The sequence below is a fragment of the Pedococcus sp. 5OH_020 genome (assembly GCF_027812955.1).
Taxonomy (GTDB): domain Bacteria; phylum Actinomycetota; class Actinomycetes; order Actinomycetales; family Dermatophilaceae; genus Pedococcus.
In genome coordinates, this window is the sequence record NZ_JAPYZV010000001.1 from 299769 (window position 1) to 321326 (window position 21558).

18 protein-coding genes are annotated in these 21558 nt (G+C 71.6%); 8 read left to right on the forward strand and 10 right to left on the reverse strand.

Features of this window, described 5'->3' with window-relative positions:
- The coding region (locus PHA84_RS01320) for a PspC domain-containing protein (protein WP_270886277.1) at window positions 1-640 on the reverse strand (640 nt) is incomplete at its 3' end.
- Window positions 641-764: 124 nt separating this feature from the next.
- Here PHA84_RS01320 and PHA84_RS01325 point away from each other — a divergent pair.
- From PHA84_RS01325 to PHA84_RS01335, 3 genes are all read left to right on the forward strand, one after another.
- Window positions 765-2261 carry an ATP-binding protein gene (locus tag PHA84_RS01325; protein ID WP_270886278.1) on the forward strand — a complete coding sequence of 499 codons (1497 nt, stop codon included), beginning with the start codon at window positions 765-767 and terminating at the stop codon, window positions 2259-2261.
- Window positions 2248-2928, forward strand: coding sequence for a LuxR C-terminal-related transcriptional regulator (locus PHA84_RS01330; protein WP_270886279.1), 681 nt, complete (start codon window positions 2248-2250; stop codon window positions 2926-2928). The genes PHA84_RS01325 and PHA84_RS01330 overlap by 14 nt, the downstream gene beginning before the upstream one ends.
- A gap of 79 nt (window positions 2929-3007) precedes the next feature.
- Window positions 3008-5446, forward strand: coding sequence for an ATP-binding protein (locus PHA84_RS01335; protein WP_270886280.1), 2439 nt, complete (start codon window positions 3008-3010; stop codon window positions 5444-5446).
- A 103-nt stretch (window positions 5447-5549) separates the two neighbouring features.
- On the opposite strand, the gene PHA84_RS01340 is transcribed toward PHA84_RS01335, so the two are convergent.
- From PHA84_RS01340 to PHA84_RS01355, 4 genes are read right to left on the reverse strand one after another with little or no spacing between them, the layout of a single operon-like run.
- Window positions 5550-6632, reverse strand: coding sequence for a DNA polymerase IV (locus tag PHA84_RS01340; RefSeq protein ID WP_270886281.1), 1083 nt, complete (start codon window positions 6630-6632; stop codon window positions 5550-5552).
- Between the two features lie 47 nt (window positions 6633-6679).
- Window positions 6680-7660, reverse strand: coding sequence for a quinone oxidoreductase family protein (locus PHA84_RS01345; RefSeq protein WP_270886282.1), 981 nt, complete (start codon window positions 7658-7660; stop codon window positions 6680-6682).
- A gap of 19 nt (window positions 7661-7679) precedes the next feature.
- Window positions 7680-8504, reverse strand: a complete 825-nt coding sequence (locus PHA84_RS01350) for a uracil-DNA glycosylase (RefSeq protein WP_270886283.1) — start codon at window positions 8502-8504, stop codon at window positions 7680-7682.
- On the reverse strand, window positions 8501-9799 hold the full coding sequence (locus tag PHA84_RS01355; RefSeq protein WP_270886284.1) for an MFS transporter: 1299 nt from the start codon (window positions 9797-9799) through the stop codon (window positions 8501-8503). Before PHA84_RS01355 ends, PHA84_RS01350 begins: the two co-directional genes overlap by 4 nt.
- Before the next feature lie 121 nt (window positions 9800-9920).
- Between PHA84_RS01355 and pcrA the strand changes: the two genes are divergently transcribed.
- Entirely contained in the window at window positions 9921-12389 is a 2469-nt protein-coding gene (gene pcrA / locus PHA84_RS01360; RefSeq protein ID WP_270886285.1) for a DNA helicase PcrA, read from the forward strand.
- Between the two features lie 97 nt (window positions 12390-12486).
- Window positions 12487-12852: a VOC family protein gene (locus PHA84_RS01365; RefSeq protein WP_270886286.1), complete on the forward strand. Its 366-nt coding sequence runs from the start codon at window positions 12487-12489 to the stop codon at window positions 12850-12852.
- Between the two features lie 20 nt (window positions 12853-12872).
- Here PHA84_RS01365 and PHA84_RS01370 read toward each other — a convergent pair whose 3' ends face one another.
- The 3 genes from PHA84_RS01370 to PHA84_RS01380 form a co-directional block, all read right to left on the reverse strand.
- Window positions 12873-13331 carry a DUF309 domain-containing protein gene (locus PHA84_RS01370; RefSeq protein ID WP_270886287.1) on the reverse strand — a complete coding sequence of 153 codons (459 nt, stop codon included), beginning with the start codon at window positions 13329-13331 and terminating at the stop codon, window positions 12873-12875.
- 103 nt (window positions 13332-13434) lie between these two features.
- Complete coding sequence (locus PHA84_RS01375) at window positions 13435-14256, reverse strand: M23 family metallopeptidase (RefSeq protein WP_270886288.1); 822 nt, start codon at window positions 14254-14256, stop codon at window positions 13435-13437.
- A gap of 167 nt (window positions 14257-14423) precedes the next feature.
- Window positions 14424-15419, reverse strand: coding sequence for an alpha/beta fold hydrolase (locus tag PHA84_RS01380; RefSeq protein WP_270886289.1), 996 nt, complete (start codon window positions 15417-15419; stop codon window positions 14424-14426).
- A gap of 159 nt (window positions 15420-15578) precedes the next feature.
- Here PHA84_RS01380 and PHA84_RS01385 point away from each other — a divergent pair, with 159 nt between their 5' ends.
- Entirely contained in the window at window positions 15579-15980 is a 402-nt protein-coding gene (locus tag PHA84_RS01385; protein WP_270886290.1) for a cobalamin B12-binding domain-containing protein, read from the forward strand.
- A gap of 77 nt (window positions 15981-16057) precedes the next feature.
- Here the strand turns inward: PHA84_RS01385 and PHA84_RS01390 are convergent, their stop codons facing one another.
- Together PHA84_RS01390 and PHA84_RS01395 are read right to left on the reverse strand one after the other, a co-directional pair.
- Window positions 16058-16777 (reverse strand): CocE/NonD family hydrolase C-terminal non-catalytic domain-containing protein, encoded by a 720-nt coding sequence (locus PHA84_RS01390; protein ID WP_270886291.1) that lies wholly within the window; start codon window positions 16775-16777, stop codon window positions 16058-16060.
- An 11-nt stretch (window positions 16778-16788) separates the two neighbouring features.
- Complete coding sequence (locus PHA84_RS01395) at window positions 16789-17430, reverse strand: CocE/NonD family hydrolase (protein ID WP_270886292.1); 642 nt, start codon at window positions 17428-17430, stop codon at window positions 16789-16791.
- 916 nt (window positions 17431-18346) lie between these two features.
- Here PHA84_RS01395 and PHA84_RS01400 point away from each other — a divergent pair.
- Window positions 18347-20398 carry a M4 family metallopeptidase gene (locus PHA84_RS01400; RefSeq protein ID WP_270886293.1) on the forward strand — a complete coding sequence of 684 codons (2052 nt, stop codon included), beginning with the start codon at window positions 18347-18349 and terminating at the stop codon, window positions 20396-20398.
- Window positions 20399-20483: 85 nt separating this feature from the next.
- Window positions 20484-21455 carry a threonine dehydratase gene (locus PHA84_RS01405; protein ID WP_270886294.1) on the forward strand — a complete coding sequence of 324 codons (972 nt, stop codon included), beginning with the start codon at window positions 20484-20486 and terminating at the stop codon, window positions 21453-21455.
- Window positions 21456-21558: the final 103 nt, after the last annotated feature.

A 21558-nucleotide genomic window follows, 5' to 3' on the forward strand; every position in this document is an offset into this window, starting at 1 on the left:
TGGTCCCAGGAGCGGTGGTCCCAGGAGCGGTGGTCCCAGGAGCGGTGGTCCCAGGAGCGGTGGTCCCAGGAGCGGTGGTCCCAGGAGCGGTGGGGATGGTCCCCGCGCCGGCCATGGTGGTCGGTGCGGAACTCCCGTAACCGGCTGTGGCGGGCTGGTGTCCCGCAGTCAACGGCGTCGTGCGGCCGCCGCGGTGGCGGGTCACGAGCCATACGACGACGCCGACGGTCAGGACGAGCCACCAGAACCAGACGAAGCCTCCGTTGTCATGGGCGAAGCCGGTCCCGCCGAACAGCGAAAGGCCGATGACGACCAGCAGGATGATCGGCATGACCTCCCCTTGGCGCACGGCCCGCTCCGCGAGGATCTCCTCGCTCTCGTTCGGGATGAAGGCCCAGGCCACCAGGTACACCGTGATGCCGAGGCCGCCGAGCAGGACGAGGAGCACCAGGCCGGCGCGGACGACGATCGGGTCGACCCCCAGGCGGGTGGCCAGGCCGCTGCAGACGCCGGCCAGCCACTTCTCATCGGTGTCCCGTCGCACGTCCAGGGACCTCAGCCAGTCGAAGAACCGGTCCAGGCCAGCTTCGTCGCGCCCCGCCGGCTGTCCGGGGTGCTGTGTGGTGTCACTCGTGGTCATGCACCCATCGTGCTGGCGTCCCGCGGTCGCGGCCATGAGGGTCGTCCCTGAACCGACCCTGACGCGGCCCCCGCGGCACCCTGAACCCGCTCGGTCTCGGGTCATCCGTGCGGGAGGATGAGGCATGCCCACTCCCTACGAGCGGCCTGCGGCCCTTCCCGAGGCGAGGGCCGCGGAGCGCCGCGCCTCGCGCCCGACCCTGACCCGGCCCAGGCAGGGCCGCGTCGTCGCCGGCGTCTGCGTCGGCCTCGCCGAGCACCTGGGCTGGCCGCTGTGGCTGCTGCGGGTCGGCTTCGTGCTGCTCTCCTTCCCGACCGGCGCAGGACTGGTCGCCTACGTGTTCCTGTGGGCCCTCACGAGGCGCGAGGACGGCACGGCCCGGCGCAAGGCCGACCCTGCCGACGCCGAGGGGCTGGCGGCAGCCTCGACCGAGGGCTCAGGGACGGAGACGCCTGAGGTCGCCGCACGGCGCGAGGCCACCCGGGTGCTGCTCGTGGGCGGGCTCCTCCTGGTGGTCGGGCTCGTGGTCGTGTCGCAGAACTCGGGCCTGAACGCCCGGTTGGGCATCCTGGTGCCCCTGCTGGTCGTGGCGGTGGGGGCGGTCATCGCCTGGTCCCAGCTGGACGACGCGCAACGCGGGCGCTGGCTCGGCTCAGAGACCGGGACACGCAGGTTCAGCCTCGCGCGGCTGGTCTTCGGTGGCGTCCTCGCGCTGACCGGCCTCGTCATCATGGCCACCAGGGGGCGCTCCCTGGCTGCCATCTGGGACATCGGCGCCGCGGTTCTGGCGGTACTCGCCGGCATCGCCCTGATCGCTGCCCCCTGGGCGCTTCGGCTGTGGGCCGACCTGCGTCACGAGCAGGCGGAGCGGGCCCGCGCGACCGAGCGTGCCGACATCGCGGCCCACCTGCACGACTCCGTGCTCCAGACTCTGGCCCTGATCCAGCGCAAGGCCGACGACCCCGCTGCGGTCATCCAGCTGTCCCGTGCGCAGGAGCGCGAGCTCCGGTCGTGGCTGTACGCCGGACCGACCGGATCGGACGCGACGCTCGCCGCCGCGGTCGCCGAGGCTGCCCACGAGGTCGAGGATCTCCACGGCATACCGGTCGACGTGGTCTCCACAGGCGACCGACCGCTGGACGACGGCGGGCAGGCGCTGGTCAGAGCCGTCCGGGAGTCGCTGCTCAACGCCGTACGTCACGGCGCGCCACCGGTGTCGGTGTATCTCGAGGTGGGCGCCCAGGGGGCGGAGGCCTTCGTCCGCGACCACGGGCCCGGTTTCGAGCTGGAGGACGTGCCGCCGGACCGGCTGGGCGTACGGCAGTCCATCCTGGGACGGATGGAGCGGCACGGCGGCTCCGCGCGCGTCCGGCGGCTCGAGCAGGGGACCGAGGTCTCGCTCGCCCTCCCTGCCGCGGTGGCGCCGTCGCCGCAGCCCACCGAAGCCCTGCCCCAGCCCGCGCCGGCCCGTCCCCAGCCCACCGAAGCCCCGCCCCAGCACGTGCCGGCCGGGCCGCAGCCCGCCGAGGCCCGGCCGCGGACGACCGAAGAAGACCGGGAAGCGACCGGTGTCCGACCCGCGTTCGACCCCACCCAGGAGGGCACCCGTGAACACGCCTGAGAGAAGCCCCGTCGAGGTCGTCCTGGTGGACGACCACCGGATGTTCCGGTCGGGGGTGCGGGCCGAGCTCGGCGACTCCGTGCGCATCGTCGGCGAGGCCCCTGACGTCGACACTGCCGTCGCCGTCATCCGGGCGACCCGGCCGCCCGTGGTCCTGCTGGACGTCCACCTGCCCGGCGGCAACGGCAACGGCGGAGTGGACGTGCTGCACGGCTGCCGCGGCCTGGAGACTGCCGACGGGCGACCGGTGCGTTTCCTGGCGCTGTCCGTGTCGGACGCCGCGGAGGACGTCATCGCGGTCATCCGCGCCGGCGCCCGCGGGTACGTCACGAAGACGATCAGTGCGACCGACCTCACCCGGGCGATCCAGCGGGTGGCCGACGGTGACGCGGTCTTCTCTCCCCGCCTCGCCGGGTTCGTGCTCGACGCGTTCGGGGCCGCTGCGGGGGAGGTGGCGCAGGTGGACGAGGAGCTGGACCGGCTGTCGGCCCGCGAACGGGAGGTGATGCGCCTGATCGCTCGCGGCTACCAGTACAAGGAGGTGGCCAAGGAGCTGTTCATCTCCGTGAAGACGGTCGAGACGCACGTGTCCTCTGTACTGCGCAAGCTGCAGCTGTCCTCCCGCCACGAGCTGACCGCGTGGGCGATGGGCCGGCGCCTCCTCTGAACGGACACACCTGCTCTGACCTGGGCCTTTGTCAAGGGGGTGGCCTCAACCGGTGCAGTCTTCGGTTAGATTTGCGGGTGTGTCCGACACTGCTACCCGCAGGCCCACAGCGCCCTCCCCCCTGACGGCCCTCTTCCCGGGCTCCGACGCCGCTGCCACTCGCGCGCGCGAGACCGACTGGGCCGCCACCCCTCTGGGTGACCCCAGCGGCTGGAGCGAGGAGCTCTGCGCCGCCATCCGCACCGTGATGCCGTCAAGGATCCCCATGCTGCTGTGGTGGGGCCCGGACCTGGTCCAGATCTACAACGAGGCCTACCGAGACTTCCTCGGTGAGAAGCACCCGCGCGCCATGGGCGAGGTGGCTCGCGAGTGCTGGGCGGAGGTGTGGGAGGAGCTCGGGCCCATGACCTCCGAGGTGTGGGAGCACGGTGAGGCCACCTACAACCGCAACCTCCTGCTGTTCCTCGACCGGCACGGCTACACCGAGGAGACGTACTGGACGTTCTCGTACAGCCCGGTCCACGCCGCTGACGGCACGGTCCTGGGGATCTTCGTGGCCACCACGGACGTCACCAAGGCGGTGGTGGAGGCGAGGCGGCTCGAGACCGTGCGCGAGCTGGCGCTCGTCTCGGCGGCGGACATGCTCTCCCTGGAGCAGGTCTGCCAGCGGGCCATGACCATCATGAGCGGCAACCGCCGCGCCCTGCCGTTCGCGGCCATCTACCTGCGTGAGCCCGGCGGCGACCTCGCGTTCGCCTCGGGGTATGGCGTGCGGTGCTCGGGGGGCGCCCTGCCGACACATCTGGCCGCGGAGGCCGACCATCCCCTCGCCGCGGTGCTCAGCAGCGGCACGCAGCAGCTGGTCGGGTACGGTCCCGACAGCGACCTGACGGCGGAACCGAGCCCGCTCGGACCGGCCGTGCCCACGAGCGCCATGGTGCTTCCCCTGAGCACCTACGCCTTCGAGCCCGACGGCGTGCTGGTTCTGGGCATCAACCCTTACCGCAAGGTGGACGACTCGTACCGCAGCTTCATCGACCTCATCGCCCGCCAGATGTCCACCCTGCTCGCCGACGTCCGGAAGACCCGCGACGAGCGCGACCGGGCCCTGCTGCTCACGGAGCTCGACGCGGCCAAGACGAAGTTCTTCCAGAACGTCAGTCACGAGTTCAGGACGCCCTTGACCGTGGCCATGGCCGCAACCCGCGAGCTGCGGTCGGAACGGCTCACCGACAGCCAGTCGGCCCATCTGGATGCAGCCGAGCACGCCGTGGTGAGGCTCAACCGCCTGGTGGACGCGCTGCTCGAGTTCGCTCGCGCCGAGGCAGGCACGCTCATCCCGGTCGTCGAGCCCCTGGACCTGGCGGCGGTCACCGGTGACCTGGTGAGCATGTTCCGCAGCGCCGTCGAGCAGGCCGGCCTGACCCTCGAGCTCACCGTGGGCGAGGACGTGGGTACCGCGTGGACGGACCGCGAAGCCTGGGCCAAGATCGTGGTGAACCTCGTTTCGAACGCCTTCAAGTTCACCCCTGAGGGCGCGATCACCGTCGAGCTGACGCGGGACGGCGACGACGTGTGCCTCGTGGTGCGCGACACGGGCAGCGGTATCCCGGTCGAGGACCGCCAGCGGATCTTCGAGCGGTTCCAGCAGGTCCGCCAGCCCGACCTCCGGGGGGTTCAGGGCGTGGGGATCGGCCTCGCCCTGGTGGCGGACCTCGTCCGTGCGCAGGGCGGCGAGGTCGCCGTCGAGAGCGAGCTGGGACGCGGAAGCGCGTTCACGGTCAGGCTCCCGGTCGCCGAGCCGGCGGTCGTCGACGCGAATGTGCGCAGGGACGTGCAAGGCGGGACGACCGACCTCGCCGCCGTTGCCTCGCCCTTGCTCGACGTCTCCCCCACACGGCCATCGCAGGCGCTGCCTGTCCACGAGACCACCAACGCGCGGCTGCTCCTCGTCGAGGACAACACCGACCTGCGCGGCTACCTGAGCAGGCTGCTCGCCTCGGACCGCTGGGAGGTGACGGCGGTCGGTGATGTCGTCTCGGCGCTCGAGGTGGCGCAGGTGCCGGACCTCATCCTGTCCGACATCATGCTGCCGGGGCTCAGCGGGCTCGACCTGGTCCGGCTCGTGCGGGCGGACGAGCGCCTGGCCGATGTGCCGGTCGTCCTGCTCTCCGCCCGAGCAGGCTCCGAGGCCGCCGCCGAAGGGCTGGCAGCGGGAGCCGACGACTACGTCGTGAAGCCGTTCGAGCCCATCGAGCTGCTGTCCCGGCTTCGGGTCCACGGCGACCTGGCGTTGCGGAGGGGGCGGACCCTGGAGCGGGCGCAGCAGACGGCAGAGCACCTGGAGCTGGCGCTGCACACCAACCGCAGCATCGGTATCGCCATGGGCATTCTCATGGCGCGCCACCGCGTGACGAGCGAGGAGGCCTTCGGCATGCTTCGCCGGCGCAGCACCACCACGAACACCAAGCTCCGGCTGGTGGCCGAGGAGGTGCTCGCGCAGGGCGACCTCGTCTGAGGGGTCGGCCGCAGCCCACCGGGCTCCGCGGGCATACGGGACCTATGACCTCCTGGTCGTCCTGCACTGAACGCCGACGAACAGGGACCTGTGGTGAGGTCAGCTAGCGTGCGCCCGGTCCGCCTCGGCCTGTCGTACGCGGCGGCTCATACCCCCCGGGCGGGGGGACCATCTCGGCCCGCACACCGAGCAGCCGGATGGGCCGGTCGTCGCCGAGCGCCTCCAGCAGCGCGAGGGCTGTCTCGGCGATCAGCCCCGCGTCGAACGTCGGCTCGGCCAGCTTCCGGATCCTTGTCGTCGTGAAGAACGGGGCGAACCGCACCTTGAGATGCACCCGGATGCAGGGTCGCCCCTCCCGCTGGATGTCCTGGACGACCTGCTCGGCGAGCGTACGGACGGCCGCGGCGACCTCCTCCCGCTCCACGAGGTCACGCTGGTAGGTGGTCTCCCTTCCGTGGGCTCGCGCTACCCACGGCGTGTCGTCGACCACGGCCGAGCTGATCCCGCGCCCGAGCCGCCGGTAGTGCGGCCCCATCGTCGGCCCGAACTCCGTCACCAGGGTGGCTTGGTCCGCCTCCGCCAACGCCCTGACCGTCTCGTAGCCGTGCGCGGCCAACCGCGCCGAGATCCGTGACCCGACCCCCCACAGCGCGGAGGTCGGTCGGTCGCCCATGACGTCGAACCAGTTCTGGCGGGTGAGCTGGTAGATGCCCTGGGGCTTGCCGAACTCGGTGGCGATCTTGGCGCGCACCTTGGTGTCCCCGATCCCGACGGAGCAGTGCAGCCGCGTCCGCTCGAGCACCGCGGCCTGGATCGAGCGGGCGTATTCCACCGGGTCCTCGGTGGACACCCCCACGAACGCCTCGTCCCATCCGAGGACCTCCACCACGGCGCCGGGCCTGGAGCGCAGCACCGCCATGATCTCAGCGGAGGCGGCGTCGTACGCCGGCGCGTCGACCGGGAGCACCACCGCCGCGGGGCACTTGCGCACGGCCAGCCTCAGCGGCATCCCGGAGCCGACTCCGAAGGCCCTCGCCTCGTAGGACGCCGTTGACACCACAGCGCGCTCTGTCGGGTCGCCACGACCCCCGACGATGACGGGCAGCCCGACAAGCTCCGGACGCCGCAGGATCTCGACGGCAGCAATGAACTGGTCGAGGTCGACGTGGAGCACCCAGGGCGCCATGGCGTCATCCTGCCAGCGGCCGGTGACGTCCGGTGCCGCCGACAGGGTCAGGGGACGAGCAGCAGCTTGCCGACGGTGCGGCGTGCCTCCAAGTCGTCGTACGCCCTCGCCGCCTCGTCCATCGAGTAACGCCCACCGACCTCCAAGGTGAGCCGCCCGGCGGCGAGGTCGCCGAGGATGGAGGTCCCTCGCTGGAGCAGCTCCTGGCGGCTGGCGACGTAGTGCGCCAGCGTCGGTCGCGTGACGAACAGGGATCCGCCTGAGTTGAGCCGCTGAAGGTCCAGGGGAGGGACCTGGCCGCTGGCCCCACCGAACAGCACCATGAGCCCGCGCGGGCGCAGCGAGGCCAGCGACGCGTCGAACGTCGACCTCCCCACCCCGTCGTAGACGACGTCCACCCCTTGGCCGCCGTTCGCGCGGCGAACGTCGCCTGCGAGGTCCTCGCTCTGCCGGTAGTCGATGGCCACGGCGGCTCCGCGCGACCGCGCGATCTCGAGCTTCTCGGGGGAGCCGGCCGTGGCGATGACCGTTCCCCCCTTGGCCGTGACGAGCTGCACGAGCAGCTGGCCGACCCCACCGGCCGCGGCGTGGACGAGGGCCACGGTGCCCTCGCGGACCGGGTACGTGGAGTTCACCAGGTAGTGGGCCGTCATCCCCTGGAGCATGGCTGCGGCGGCGACGTCGAGCTCCAGTCCCTCCGGCACCGGTACCAGAGCCTGCGCCGCACGGTTCACGATGGTGGCGGCCGAGCCCAGCTCCTGTCCCCAGGCGACCCGGTCGCCGACCGCGACGTCGGTGACACCGGCGCCCAGCGAGGTCACCGTGCCGGCTCCTTCGGAGCAGGATACGAAAGGGGTGGACAGCGGGTAGACACCCTGCCGCTGGTACACGTCGATGAAGTTCACGCCCACGGCGGCTACCTCGACCTGCACCTCGCCTGGGCCCGGGTCGGCCACCTCGACGTCTCGGACCTCCAGGACTCCTGAGTCGCCGGTGCGAGGGACGACGAGCGCGCGTGCAGTGGTCATGTGCAGCACTCTAGGACGGTCACAACCTGGCGATCACGGCGTCCAGCATCGTCTCGGTCAGCTTGCCGGTGAAGGTGTTCTGCTGGCTGACGTGGTAGCTGCCCACCAGCCGGACCGGGCGTCCGTCCGGGACGCTGAGGACGGCCTCAGCGCCATGGCCGAACCGTGGCCTAGGTCGCGGTACCTGCCAGCCCAGCCTTCTGGCAGCGCCCAGGGCCGCGTCCCAGCCGATGGCGCCGAGAGCCAGCATCGAGCGGACCCGGGGCGCCGCGAGCTCGAGGTCGCGGTCCAGCCACGGGGCACACGTCGCCTTCTCCGCCGTGGTCGGCTTGTTGCCGGGTGGCGCGCAGCGCACCGCAGCCACGATGCGCAGGTTGCGCAGCACCAGGCCGTCGCCGCTGGCCCAGGACTGCGGCTGGCTGGCGTACCCCGCCCTGTGCAGCGCGGCGTAGAGCCAGTCGCCGCTGCGGTCGCCGGTGAACATCCGACCGGTGCGGTTGGTGCCGTTCGCCGCGGGCGCGAGTCCGACCACGAGGACCTCCGCCGTGGGGTCACCGAAGCCCGGACCGGGCCGGCCCCAGTAGGGCTGTTCGGCGAAGGAGGCACGACGCCCCTGGGTCGCCACGGTCTCGCGCCACTCCACGAGCCGGGGACAGGCCCGGCAGACCGAGACACGGGCGTCGAGCCCGCCGACGTCCGCAGCACTCCCGGCGAGCAGCTCCACCTCTGCCGGCGTGCGGGCGACCGGGGTGTCCGGTGTCGCTGGGTCTCCCGGCCATCCGGTGCCGGGCGGGACGGGGGAGGAGAACAGCTGTCCCGTGACGGGGTGGCGACGGACCGTCATGGCAGCGTCTCGGCCGGGTTCGAGGCAGGGTCCGACGCCGCCAGAACCAGGCCCGGCCCGGCGATGGGCGCGCGGGCGGTGAGCCGGCGCACTCCCGGGGCGGCCAGTGCCGCGGCCGTCGTCAGCACCATGACGACGCCACAGGCCACCAGCGCGGCGTGCGCTCCGAAGCGCTCGGCCGCCGGCCCGGCCAGGACCAGCCCGAGCGGTCCGAGCATGAGCGAGCCGAGTGCGTCGTACGAGCTGACCCGGGAAAGGGCGGTGGGCGGGATCTCGCGCTGCATCACCGTCTGCCAGAGGATGCCGAAGAGGTCGAAGCAGAGCCCGAGGACGAACGCGGACACCACCACCAGCCACAACGGGGCGCTGGCACCGAGTAACAGGTATGGCGGTGCCGCGCCGAACGTCAGTAGCACGCCCACGAGGATGGGGCGGCGCGGACGGACGCGCAGAGCGATGAGGACGCCCGTGACCAGCCCCAGGGCCTCCCCGGTGAGCACAGCCGTCCAGGCCCGCGGACCGCCGAGCTCCTCCCGGGCGACGACCGGGCCCAGCACGAGATGTGCCGCCTCCCACACCATCACGAGCACGGAGAACTGGACGACGACGACCCAGAGCCACTGCCGCGACCGGAACTCGTCCCAGCCGCCACGCAGCTCGGAGAGCAGCGACGAGCTACCGCCGTGGGACGCCGCCTTGGCGTGACGGGGCAGGTCCAGCAGCGACACGAGCAGTCCAGAGACGGCGAACGCCGCGCCCGCCACGGCTAGGGCCCACCCTGGGCCGACCGCGACCACGACGATGCCGCCCCCCACCAGGCCGGTCACCCGTGCGAGGTTGCCGCCCAGCGCGATCAGCGCGTTGCCCTCCTGGAGCTCCGCGGCGGGGACGACGTCTGGCACGATTCCGGTCAGGGCTGGCCACACCATGGCGGTGGCCAGTCCCGAGACCACGGCCGCGGCGGCCAGTCCCCACAGCGGGGCCTCGCGGGTCCCGATCATCGTCGCAAGGGCTGCATGCGCCAAGGCGTTGACCCACTCGGCCCCCTGGAGGACGCGGTGCCGCGGGTAGCGGTCCGCGACGACTCCGCCGACGACGGTGAAGACCACCAGCGACACGGACTCGGCGGCCAGCACCACCGAGAGCGTGGTGGGGGTGGCGCCCGGCAGGTCGAGGACACCGAAGGCGAGCGCGACGGGGGCGAAGGCGATCGCCAGCATGGACAGCGTGCGTGCGCTGACCAGCAGCGCGAAGCGGCGTTCGCGCAGCAGTCGGGCGGAGCGCGGCGCGTGCACGGGACCACGCTAACGGCGGGTGGGCCGCACGGCTCGGGGTTATCCAGGGCAGGTGGTCGGTGCCGCGGGCACCCGGCCCTGGCCCCGCAGTGTCCGCCCGGGCACGTAGGCTGGGGGCAATATGAGCACGCTGTTCGACGACCTCTTCCCTGCCGACCAGGGTACGGGCACCGCCACCGCGACGGCCCGAGCCACGGCCGTCGACGAACGCGGGGTGCCGACCTGGGCGCAGGCTGCGGGGGAGCGCCGTGGTGAGGCGGTCGACGGCACGGGCACCGACCCCGAGTCGCTGCTGGAGGGTCTGAACCCGCAGCAGCGCGAGGCCGTCCTGCACGAGGGATCTCCCTTGCTCATCGTCGCCGGGGCCGGCTCCGGCAAGACCCGCGTGCTCACCAACCGGATCGCCTACCTGCTCGCAGCCCGGGGGGTGCAGCCGGGACAGGTCCTCGCGATCACCTTCACGAACAAGGCCGCCGCGGAGATGCGCGAGCGGGTGACAGCCCTCGTGGGTCCACGCGCCAAGGGGATGTGGGTCATGACGTTCCACTCGGCGTGCGTGCGGATCCTGCGGCGCGAGGCCGGGAAGGTCGGCCTCAAGTCGACCTTCTCCATCTATGACGCGGCCGACAGCCAGCGACTGATGGCGATGGTGCTGCGCGACCTGGACCTCGACCCCAAGCGCTACCCGCCGCGGTCGTTCAGCCACCAGGTCTCGAACCTCAAGAACGAGCTCGTGGACGAGGAGACGTTCGCCTCGCGAGTCGCCGAGGGGACCCATCAGGAGCGCATGCTGGCCGAGGCCTACTCCGGCTACCAGCGGCGGCTGCGACAGGCCAACGCGCTGGACTTCGACGACCTCATCATGACGACCGTCAACATCCTTCAGGCGTTCCCCGACGTGGCTGAGCACTACCGTCGCCGGTTCAGGCACGTCCTCGTGGACGAGTACCAGGACACCAACCACGCGCAGTACCAGCTCGTCCGGGAGCTCGTCGGGGGTATGGGCGGCGCGGCGGGTGTGTCCCCCAACACGGGCAGCTCCACCGTGGGCCCACCCGACCGCACGGCGGGGCCCACCGTGCCACCGGCCGAGCTCGTGGTGGTGGGCGACGCCGACCAGTCGATCTATGCCTTCCGCGGTGCCACCATCCGGAACATCGTCGAGTTCGAGCAGGACTACCCGGATGCGCGCACCATCCTTCTCGAGCAGAACTACCGGTCCACCCAGACGATCCTGCGGGCAGCCAACGCGGTCATCGCGAAGAACCCGGAGCGTCGCAAGAAGAACCTCTGGACCGACAGTGGCGACGGCTCCCTGATCGTCGGCTATGTCGGGGACAACGAGCACGACGAGGCAGCTTTCGTTGCCAAGACGATCGACGAGCTGGGCGACAGCGCGGGGGTGAAGCCCAAGGACGTGGCGGTGTTCTACCGGACCAACGCCCAGAGCCGCGCCTTGGAGGAGGTGTTCGTCCGGGTCGGCCTGCCGTACAAGGTGGTCGGCGGGACGCGGTTCTACGAGCGGCGTGAGGTCAAGGACGCGCTCGCCTACCTGCGGGTGGTGTCCAACCCCACGGACACCGTCAACCTGCGACGGATCCTCAACGTGCCGAAGCGGGGGATCGGCGACCGCGCCGAGGCCTGCGTGGCTGCGCTGGCCGAGCGCGAGCGCATCCCGTTCATCGCGGCGCTGGGCCGTCCCGAGGACGCACCCGGCATCGCGACCCGGTCGGTGGCCGCCATCAAGGGCTTCACCGCGCTGCTGGAGGAGCTGGGGAAGATCCACGAGGACGACGACCAGGGGGTCGGAGCGCTGCTCGAGGCGGTCATCGAGAAGTCCGGCTACCTGGCGGAGCTGCGAGCCAGCCACGACCCTCAGGACGAGACCCGCATCGAGAACCTCGCCGAGCTCGTCGCGGTGGCGCAGGAGTTCGACGAGACGCGCGCCTCCACCGGCGAGGTGGCGACGCTCGAGGACTTCCTGGAGCAGGTGTCCCTGGTTGCCGACGCCGACGAGATCCCCGAGTCCAAGGAGGCCGAGGACCTCGGCGTCGTCACCCTGATGACGCTGCACACCGCCAAGGGACTGGAGTTCCCCGTTGTCTTCCTGACCGGCCTGGAGGACGGGACGTTCCCGCACCTGCGAGCTCTCGGCGACCCCAAGGAGCTGGAGGAGGAGCGCAGGCTCGCCTACGTCGGCATCACGCGCGCGAGGGAGCGGTTGCACCTGTCCCGCGCGGCGGTGCGCTCCGCCTGGGGCGCGCCGCAGTACAACCCGGCCAGCCGGTTCCTCGACGAGATCCCCGAGGGGCTGGTGGACTGGCAGCGGGCCGAGGCGGCCACCACCGCTCGCCGCCCGTCCACCCCCGCGGTGGCTCGGCTCGCGGCTCGGCCAGGGGTGCGGTCGCCCGGCAACCGTCCCCTGGTCTCGCTGCACTCGGGTGACAAGGTGACCCACGACAGCTACGGCCTCGGCACCGTCGTCAAGACCGAGGGGGAGGGCGACAAGACGCAGGCGCACGTCGACTTCGGCGGGGAGACGGGCGTGAAGCGGTTCCTGCTGCGGTACGCCCCCCTCGAGAAGCTCTGACCGACGGGCCCTGCCGAGGCACGGCGGCCGGTCCCGCGCCACGACACCGCAACGCTGCACCCAGACCCCGCGCCCAGACTCGCAAGGAGAGACACCCATGGACATGCGCCTGGAGCTCGTGCCCCTTCCCACCTCGGACGTCGACCGGAGCAAGGAGTTCTACGTCGAGCGGATGGGCTTCAGCCTCGACCACGATGTGCAGCCCGGTAACGGGTTCCGCGTGGTCCAGCTCACCCCGCCGGGCTCCGCCTGCTCGATCGTCGTCGGTGTCGGGATGAGTGACCCCGAGGCCCCTCGCGTGCACAACCTTCACCTGGTCGTCGACGACGTCGAGGCTGCGCGACGGGAGCTGTCGGACAAGGGCGTCGAGGTCTCCTCGGTGCAGGACCTCGGCGGCGTCAAGTACGCCTACCTCAGCGACCCCGACGGCAACTCCTGGGCGCTCCAGCAGCTACTGCGCTGAGCTGCGCGTCCGTCTGTCGCTCACATCTCGGCGACGCGCTCGCGTACGCAGTGCATCACCTCGTCGAGGTCGACGCCGTGCGTCCCGCGCCCCGTGGCGGCATACGTGCCCAGCCTCACGGCGGCCCGCTCCATGAGCCGCTGCGCCCCCGTAGGGTTGCCCCGGGCCGCGTGTGTCAACGCGACGCAGAGCTGCGCCAGCCCCTGCCATAGGTCTCGTTCCTCGGCTGGCCCGGCCTTCCAGCGGGCCTCGAGCACCTCGTGCGCTGCGAAAGGGCGACCGCTCGCCACGAGCTCTCGCGCGGTCCGGAGGGCATCCTCTGGCGGGAGGGGCTCCTCGGAGACGGGCTCGACCCCGTTCGCGCCATAGGGCAGCGGTCTGCCCAGCGCGTCTCGTGGTCGTGCTTGTCGGGCCCGGCCGGCGGCGTCACGGTCGCGGCCGTCGTGGCGGCTGCCGTGGTCGCGGTCGGGCTCCTTCACCGAGCCAGCCTGCCAGGAAAGGGCGGCGCTGTCGCCCCTGCAGCCCGGCCGGTGACCCCAGCCTGAGGTCTCGTGAGCCGGAGAGGCGCCGTGAGCTGGCGAGCTACTGGAGGTGGTGGGCGTGCAGCCAGGGAGCCGGGTCGATCGCGGCGCCCCCGTCCGGGTGGATCTCGAGATGCAGATGGGGTCCGGTCGAGTGCCCGGTGTTTCCGGAGTGGCCCACCACCTCGCCGGGGGCCACCTTGTCCCCGACCTTGACGTCGACCCGGCTCAGGTGGCCGAACACGGACACCGTGCCATCCCAGTACTGGATCTCGATCTTGTTCCCGTAGCCGCCCTCCCAGCCGGCGAACCGCACCGTGCCGGTGGACATCGACGCCAACGGGGTCCCGACGGGGGTTCCGAAGTCGTCGCCCTGGTGGAGGCGCCCCCAGCGCCAGCCATAGCCGGAGGTGAAGGTGGCGCCCTTGATCGGCATGACCCACCGCTCGCGTGCCTTCCGCGTGGCCTCCGCCTTCTTCACCGCCTCGGCCGCGCGCTTCTTGGCCACGGCCTGGCGCTCAGCGGTGCGAGCGATCCGATGGGCGGTCTGCACCCGGCTCTGCGCTGCGGCGCTCTGCATCTCGCGCTGCTGTTCGTGCTGAAGCCGGTCGTGCTCCTGCTCGAGCCGGTCCAGCTCACCCGGGCCGGTCTCCTGCGTGGTCGGCTTCCCCGTGGCGTTGGCGCCGCGGGCACCGCTGACCGCGGCGGAGACAGGCGCCGAGTCGGCCACCGTCGCCCCCGTCGCGGTCACGACCAGAGCCGCCGCGGCGGCGCCGGGGAGCACAAAGCCGGCCCGCAGCCCGGTGGGGACGCGAAGCGCGCGACGCGGCGCGCGGTGCCGGCCCGGGGCGCGGTGGCGGCCCGAGTAGGAAGGCGATCTCACAGAGGGGTGACCTAGCGTGCGGGGGGACACGAAGTCACCGAGGGTAGCGTGACCAGTTCGTTATCGACAATTCGTCCCCAGGGTCGCGAGCCTGCCACGTGCAGCACGGCTCGCCGTGCGGCTCGCGGCGCAGCGCGGCTCGCGAGGCCGTACGGCTTGCGGCGCGCCTAGAGCTTCGGGCGCAGCTCCGTCACTCCCGGGGTGAGGGTGTGACCCTCCGAGTCCAGATGGGCCAGCGTGGACGAGATGCCGTGCACGACGCTGCCCAGGATGGGCAGCGACATGTGCCCGACCCCGTGGAGGTCGATGTTCCGGACGCTGAGATCCGGATGGTCCAAGGCGGCGTTGCGCTGGGGGAACACCATCTGGTCCAGGTCCGACCAGTACACGACGAAGCGCGTCCGGCAGTCGTGGACGGGCTGGTCGAGCTCCCTCATCAGGCCGCTGCCGGGGCGCAGCTGGCGGGTGAGCCGGTTGTGCCACCCGTACGCGGTGTAGGTGCCCTGGTGCGGTGTGCCCAGCGTCACCAGGGTGTGCACCCGCTGGTCGCCACCGAGCCGGGTGACGTAGTAGCGGGCGATGAGTCCGCCCATCGAGTGCCCCACGACGTGGATCCGCTCGTAGCCGGTCTCCGCGACCAGGGCCTCCACCTCCTCTGCCAGCTGTGCGGCGGCGACGCGGACGTCCGCAGTGAACGGGGAGTAGTTCATGGTCGTCACGCGACCGAAGCCACGACGTCGCAGCCCCAGGCGCAGCAGTGTGAAGATGGACCGGTTGTCGACCATGCCGTGTACGAGCAGGATCGGCGTCCCGGCCGCCTCCACGTCGGAGATGACGAGCCCGCGCTGGATGGGCGGCAGGTGCTCCACCCGGTAGCCCAGGTGGCTCTCGGTCCCGTGTCGTCCCACCAGTCCCCACGGGTACAGCGCCAGGTGGGTGGTGACCCAGGCCGCCTCGACGGCCGCGCCGAGGAGGCCGGTGGGCGTGGCGACCGCACGGGCGGCTCCGCCGAGGATGTCCTGGGCCGCGAGAGTGGCGTCCCTGACGGTGCGGGTCGCGCCGCGGGTGGCTCGCGAGGCCAGGCCCTGCTGGCGCGGGGTACCGTCCGACGGCGGCTGCGACAGTGCAGCGGGTCGGCGACGGCGCGGGACACTCAAGGACATATCACAGCGAACCTAGCCTGAGGCGGCCGCCCGCGCTCGCGGTCGTGGTCATGGCGCGCCGCTCCTGGGGCTGCGTCGTGGCGCTCCGCGCGGATGGACAGATGTGGCCCTGGGCACCCGAGACGCCTGCGGCGCCGCCGGAGTGGCTAGTCTGCGGCCATGACTGACTCCCCCCTGCGCGTCGTCGTGGCCAAGCCCGGGCTCGACGGACACGACCGTGGCGCCAAGGTTGTCGCCCGCGCACTGCGTGACGCGGGCATGGAGGTGGTCTACACCGGTCTGCACCAGACTCCTGAGCAGATCGTGGAGGCCGCGATCCAGGAGGACGCGGACGCGGTCGGTCTCTCGGTCCTCTCCGGTGCCCATATGACCCTCTTCGCCAAGGTCATGGACCTGCTCCGACAACGCGACGCCTCGGACATCGTCGTCTTCGGGGGCGGGATCATCCCCGAGGGCGACATACCCGAGCTGGAGAAGATCGGCGTGGCGAAAGTGTTCACCCCGGGCGCCACGACGACCGAGATCGTCCAGTGGGTCCGGGCAAACGTCACGCAGCAGTAGCGCCAGCGCACCGCTCACGCAAGGCACGGCGTCGTTCGCGCAAGGCACGGCGTCGCTGAGGGCTTCGACGCGCGACGTCAGCGCACCACGGGCAGGTTCAGCACCGCGGGCGTGGTGGGCGACGCGTGCACCGTCACCGGCTGCACGGCATACGCGTTCTTGTAGGCGGCGTCGGTGCTCGCGACGACCAGCCGCAGCCGATGGTCTGCCTCCACGCGATGGACGATGGCCGGGAGCTCCACGTGCACCGGCCGGGTCACGTCGGCCACCCGCACGGGGCTGACCAGCCTGTGCACCAGCGTCACGGAGCCGTCCGGCGCGACGTCGTAGAGCTTGGCGAAGAGCTGGAGCCGGCCGCCGGGGCCCGCGGTCTGGGCCACCGCCACGGCGGGGGAGTCGAAGGCCACGTCCAGGGTGGGTGCGCCGATGATCGTGACCGGGGAGGCGAGTGCGGGGGTGGTCCAGGCGCCGAAGGTGCCGGGGGTGTCGTACGGAGTCGTGAGGTCCGGCGGCAGTGTCACCTGCCCCTCCAGTCCCGACACCTCGGAGTACGAGGCGGCGGCGCCAGCACCGGGGTTGGACCAGCTCGTGGAGCCCGGCACGATCTGGGACCGCGACGGGACCAGCCGGTCAGCAGCCGACAGGTACCAGGCCTGGCGGGAGCCCGCGGGGTAGGACGCCGCACCGGCGTACGCGGGGGCGGCGCTGCCGGAGTAGCGCACCCAGTCACGGAAGTAGGCGAAGCCGGGGCCTGTCGAGACCGGCGAGTCCTTGAGGTAGTGGTCGAACCAGCTCATGATGCGCAGGCTTACGTGTCCTCGATGTGCTGCCCTGTGAGGTCGAGCTCGCCCGGCGCCGCACCGGAGCTGGTACCCGTGCCTCCTGAGTGTCCCCAGGACTGCCAGGCCATCGACACCGGTACGCCCCGGGCCCGAAGCGCCTGGTAGGTCGCCACGGCTTCCTGGAGGTTGAAGAGGGTGTCGTTCTCACCCTGGATGAGGAAGGTGGGCACCTTCACCCGGTCGAGGTAGTGGGCGACGGAGACGCGGTCGGTCAGGGTGAAGGTGTCCTGTGTGGGGTACCCGAGGGTGTCGAGCGTCGCCTTGGCCTGGCAGGCCTGGAGGACGAAGTTGGGGCAGCCGACGTTGCGCGCTGGGTCGGTCCTGGCCCCCTGGACGCCGTCCGCGATCCCGACGCCGAAGAACAGCCCGGTCCAGCCGATCTTCTCCGTCCCCGGGTTGGAGTCCGCGTAGGTGACGCCGCGGGTGAAGCTGGCGTTGTTGGGCGCGAGGGCGTACCGGAGGTCGTTCCAGGTCATGAGGGGGACGAGCGTGTCCAGGCGGCTGTCGACCGCGGCCGTGGCGAACTGGATCTGCCCACCGTAGGAGCCTCCGGTCATGCCGACGCGGGTCGTGGGTCGCAGCGTCGTCGAGTGTCGTGAAGTCGACACTCAGCGTGCCCGGCCCAGCGCCCACGCCGCCCACGGAGGGGGAGTCGTAGGCCGCGGAGCCGCCTCCCCCGAGGAAGGTGACCAGCGAGCGGGCCGCGGTGCCGTCCACCTCCGGGTCGTCGAGGGAGATCTTGCAGCCACTGTCGGGGAACCCCAGGCCGGTGTAGGACAGGACCGCGTAGCCGCGCTGTGCGAAGGCCGTGCCGATGCCCGCCTGGTCGGTCTTGCTTCCGCCGAACCCGTTCGTGGTCAGGATCGCCGGCACCCGGTGGGAGGGGCTGGCGCTGTGCGGCAGGTAGAGGTCACCGTCGATCGTGCACGTCTGCGGCCGCCCGAGGTCGTCCTGCCCCGCCGGTACCGTGAAGTGCAGCCCGGTGAACACGTCGACGGTGTCGAGTGCCGTCGTCGGCGCAGGGGCTGCGGCAGCGCCGCCTGGCGTCAGGGCCCGCCAGTGCGCAGGCGCACGTCACGGCTAGGGCGGCGAGACGGGGTCGAGCCACGGCCGGACGCGACATCGGGGCCTCCACGTGAGGGCAGCCGGGCCGTCCCGACTGCGTGCCATGACAACGACCGGTCGCCGACGCGGTCACGCGAGCGGCGCGGCCGCCGGGCCGTCCACATGCTGGGCGATTGGTCCGGCTTCCGGACGGTATGACGTGGACGTCGGCTCCCTTGACGATCTCTTGCCCCAACTCGGACCCAGACCACCCGGAACCGGGTGGAACCGGGGCGTTCCCCCGGACTTCGCAAACTCTTCGTCAGGTCCATTGACGCAGGTCAGGGCGTCCGAGTTAGGTCGGCACGGCGTCGGCCCCCTCCAAGACCCCCGCCAACCTTGCCGGCTCCGGAGGGGCGACCGAGGTCCCCCCCGGCGTGGGAGACCACCTCTCACGCCCAGTCCCGAGAAGAGGAACACGTGATTCAACTGTCCGCAGGCGCCGCACTGGGCGTCGCGGTCGCCGCGGCCGTGGCCACCCCACTGTCCGCCGCATCCGCCGCACCAGAGGCTGTCCCCGCGCGAGCCACCCAAAGCGTCACCGCCACCCATGCGGATCCCGACCGGGACGCTCGGACGCTCGGGCTCTCCGCCGACGAGCAGCTCGTCGTACGCAACGTCGTGACGGACCGCGACGGGACCGAGCACATCCGCTACGACCGCAGGTTCAAGGGCCTGAAGGTCCTCGGCGGCGACCTGGTCGTGGCGAAGTCACCGTCGGGTGCTGTGCGCGAAGTGCACTGGAACGCCTCCGGCAGGGCGGCCGTCCCCTCCACGACGCCGCGGGTGAGCGAGTCCGGCGCACGCGCGGCCGGTGCTCGGCGCGCCGGGTATGCGCCGACGAAGAACGACGGTCAGCTCGTCGTGTGGGCCGGGGGAGCCTCCCCCCGGTTGGCGTGGGACGTCGTCACCCACGGTGTGCGGGCGGACCAGACGCCAAGCAGGCTCCACACCGTGGTGGACGCGGTCGACGGCAGCGTCCTCACCTCGTGGGAGGAGATCGAGAACGGCACCGGGAACTCGATGTACTCCGGCACGGTAACCCTCAACACCATCTCGTCCGGGGGGACCTGGCTGCTCAAGGACAGCCACGGCAACTACACGACCGACCTCGGCGGTGCGACCTCTGGGACCGCGACGCAGCTCACCGACGCCGACAACACCTGGGGAAACGGCACGACCACGAGCCGCCAGACCGCCGGGGTCGACGCCGAGTACGGGGCGGAGAAGACCTACGACTACTACAACGGCTTCCTGGGCCGCACCGGCATCTGGAACAACGGCACCGGCGCTCGCAGCCGGGTCCACTACGGCAACGCCTACCAGAACGCGTTCTGGGACGGTACCCAGATGACCTACGGTGACGGCGCCGGCAACACGCACCCGCTGACGGAGATCGACGTCGCCGGACACGAGATGAGCCACGGCGTCACGGAGAACACAGCCGGCCTGGCGTACACGGGCGACGCAGGTGGGCTCAACGAGGCGACCTCGGACATGTTCGGTACCGGGGTCGAGTGGTACGCCAACAGCGCGGCCGACGTCCCGGACTACCTCATCGGAGAGAAGATCGACCTCAACGGCAACGGCACGCCGCTGCGCTACCTGGACAGGCCGAGCAGGGACGGCGGCTCGCGGGACTGCTGGAGCAGCACGCTGGGCAGCCTGGACCCGCATTACTCCTCCGGCCCCCTGAACCACTGGTACTACCTGGCCTCCGAGGGCAGCGGCGCCAAGACGGTCAACGGGGTCGCCTACAACAGCCCGACCTGTGACGGGTCGACCGTGACCGGCGCGGGCCACGGAGCCATCGAGAAGGTCTGGTACCGGACCCTGGCCACGAAGCTGACCTCCACCAGCACCTACGCCAGCGCCAGGGAGGGAGCCATCGCCTCCGCCGTAGAGCTGTACGGTGCGGGCAGCGCCACGTGCCTCGCCGTCGAGAAGGCCTTCACCGCCATTGCGGTCCCGGCCGGCGCGAAGAGCTGTGGTGGCACCACTCCGCCGCCCACCGGCGGGAACCTCCTGCTCAACCCGGGCTTCGAGTCGGGGGCGGTGAGCTGGACCGGGACGTCCGGGCCGATCACCAACAACACCGGCCGCCCGGCCCACTCCGGCACCTGGAAGCTGTGGCTCGGTGGGAACGGCACGACCTCGACCGAGTCGGAGCAGCAGAGCGTTGCGGTCCCGTCCACAGCGACCGCTGCCACCCTGTCGTTCTGGCTTCGTACGGACACTGCCGAGAGCGGCACCACGGCGTACGACACGATGAAGGTCCAGGTCGTCGACGGGGCGACGACCACGACGCTGGCCACGTACTCCAACGTCGGCACCAACGCGACTTACACGCAGAAGTCCTTCAGCCTGACGGCCTACAAGGGCCGCACCGTGACCGTGAAGTTCCTGATGAACGAGGACTCCTCGCTCCAGACCTCGTTCGTCGTGGACGACACCGCTGTCACGGCGAGCTGACAGCACCGCTCGTGGCGGTGGGCCGGGGCGACCTCCAGGTCCCGGCTCACCGCCGCATGGCGCAAACCTGGGGCAGACTCGCGCCATGGCGTTCACACTGGCCGACCTCGATGCCGCGACCGCGGTGGTGCGGCGGCACTTCCCGGCCACCACCCAGCTCGCCTGGCCGCTGCTGGGTCAGGAGGTGGGCGCGCAGGTCTGGGTGAAGCACGAGAACCAGACGCCGACCGGCGCCTTCAAGGTCAGGGGAGGCCTGGTCTACGCCGACCGCGCACGCCGGGAGCGGCCCCAGGTCAGAGGGTTCGTGTCGGCCACCCGCGGCAACCACGGACAGTCCCTGGCGTATGCCGGCAGGGCCGCCGGGCTCCGGGTCGTGATCGTGGTCCCCGAAGGGAACAGCCCTGACAAGAACGCGGCGATGGAGGGCTTCGGCGCCGAGCTGATCGTGCACGGCCGGGACTACCAGGAGGCGCGAGAACACGCGATGGGCCTGGGCGAGGACCTCGGCCTGGAGCCCGTGCCGCCGTTCCACCCGGACCTCGTGGTCGGGGTCGCCACCTACGCCAAGGAGCTGTTCGACGCGGCGGGAGCGCTCGACGCCGTGTACGTCCCAGTGGGCATGGGTTCCGGCATCTGTGGCCTCATCGGCGCGCGCGACGTGCTGAGTCTACGGACCGAGATCGTGGGCGTGGTCTCGGATCAGGCGCCGGCGACCGCGCTGTCCTTCCAGGCCGCAGACGTGGTCACGACGGCGTCGGCGAACACGTTCGTCGACGGAGTGGCCTGCAGGGCGCCCGTGGCTGAGGCGGTCGAGGAGATGGTCCGAGGCGCGGCACGCATCGTGACCGTGAGCGAGCACGCGACGGCAGAGGCGATGCGGGTACTGCTTCGGACCACCCATCAGCTCCCGGAGCCCTCCGGGGCCATCGCGCTGGCCGGACTGCTCGCGGAGCGCGAGACCGTGACCGGACGCCGGGTCGGGCTCGTCCTGTCCGGCGGCAACTGCGACGCCTCGATCCTCGCGGAGGTCCTCGCCGGGCGGACCCCCACTCCGTAGCTCGGCCCCTCCGTAGTTCGGCCACCCCCGTAGTTGGGCCACCACATCGCGCGGCCGTGCGGCGTGAGATTGCTCCCATCCACCGCGGCGCCCGTGGACCCGA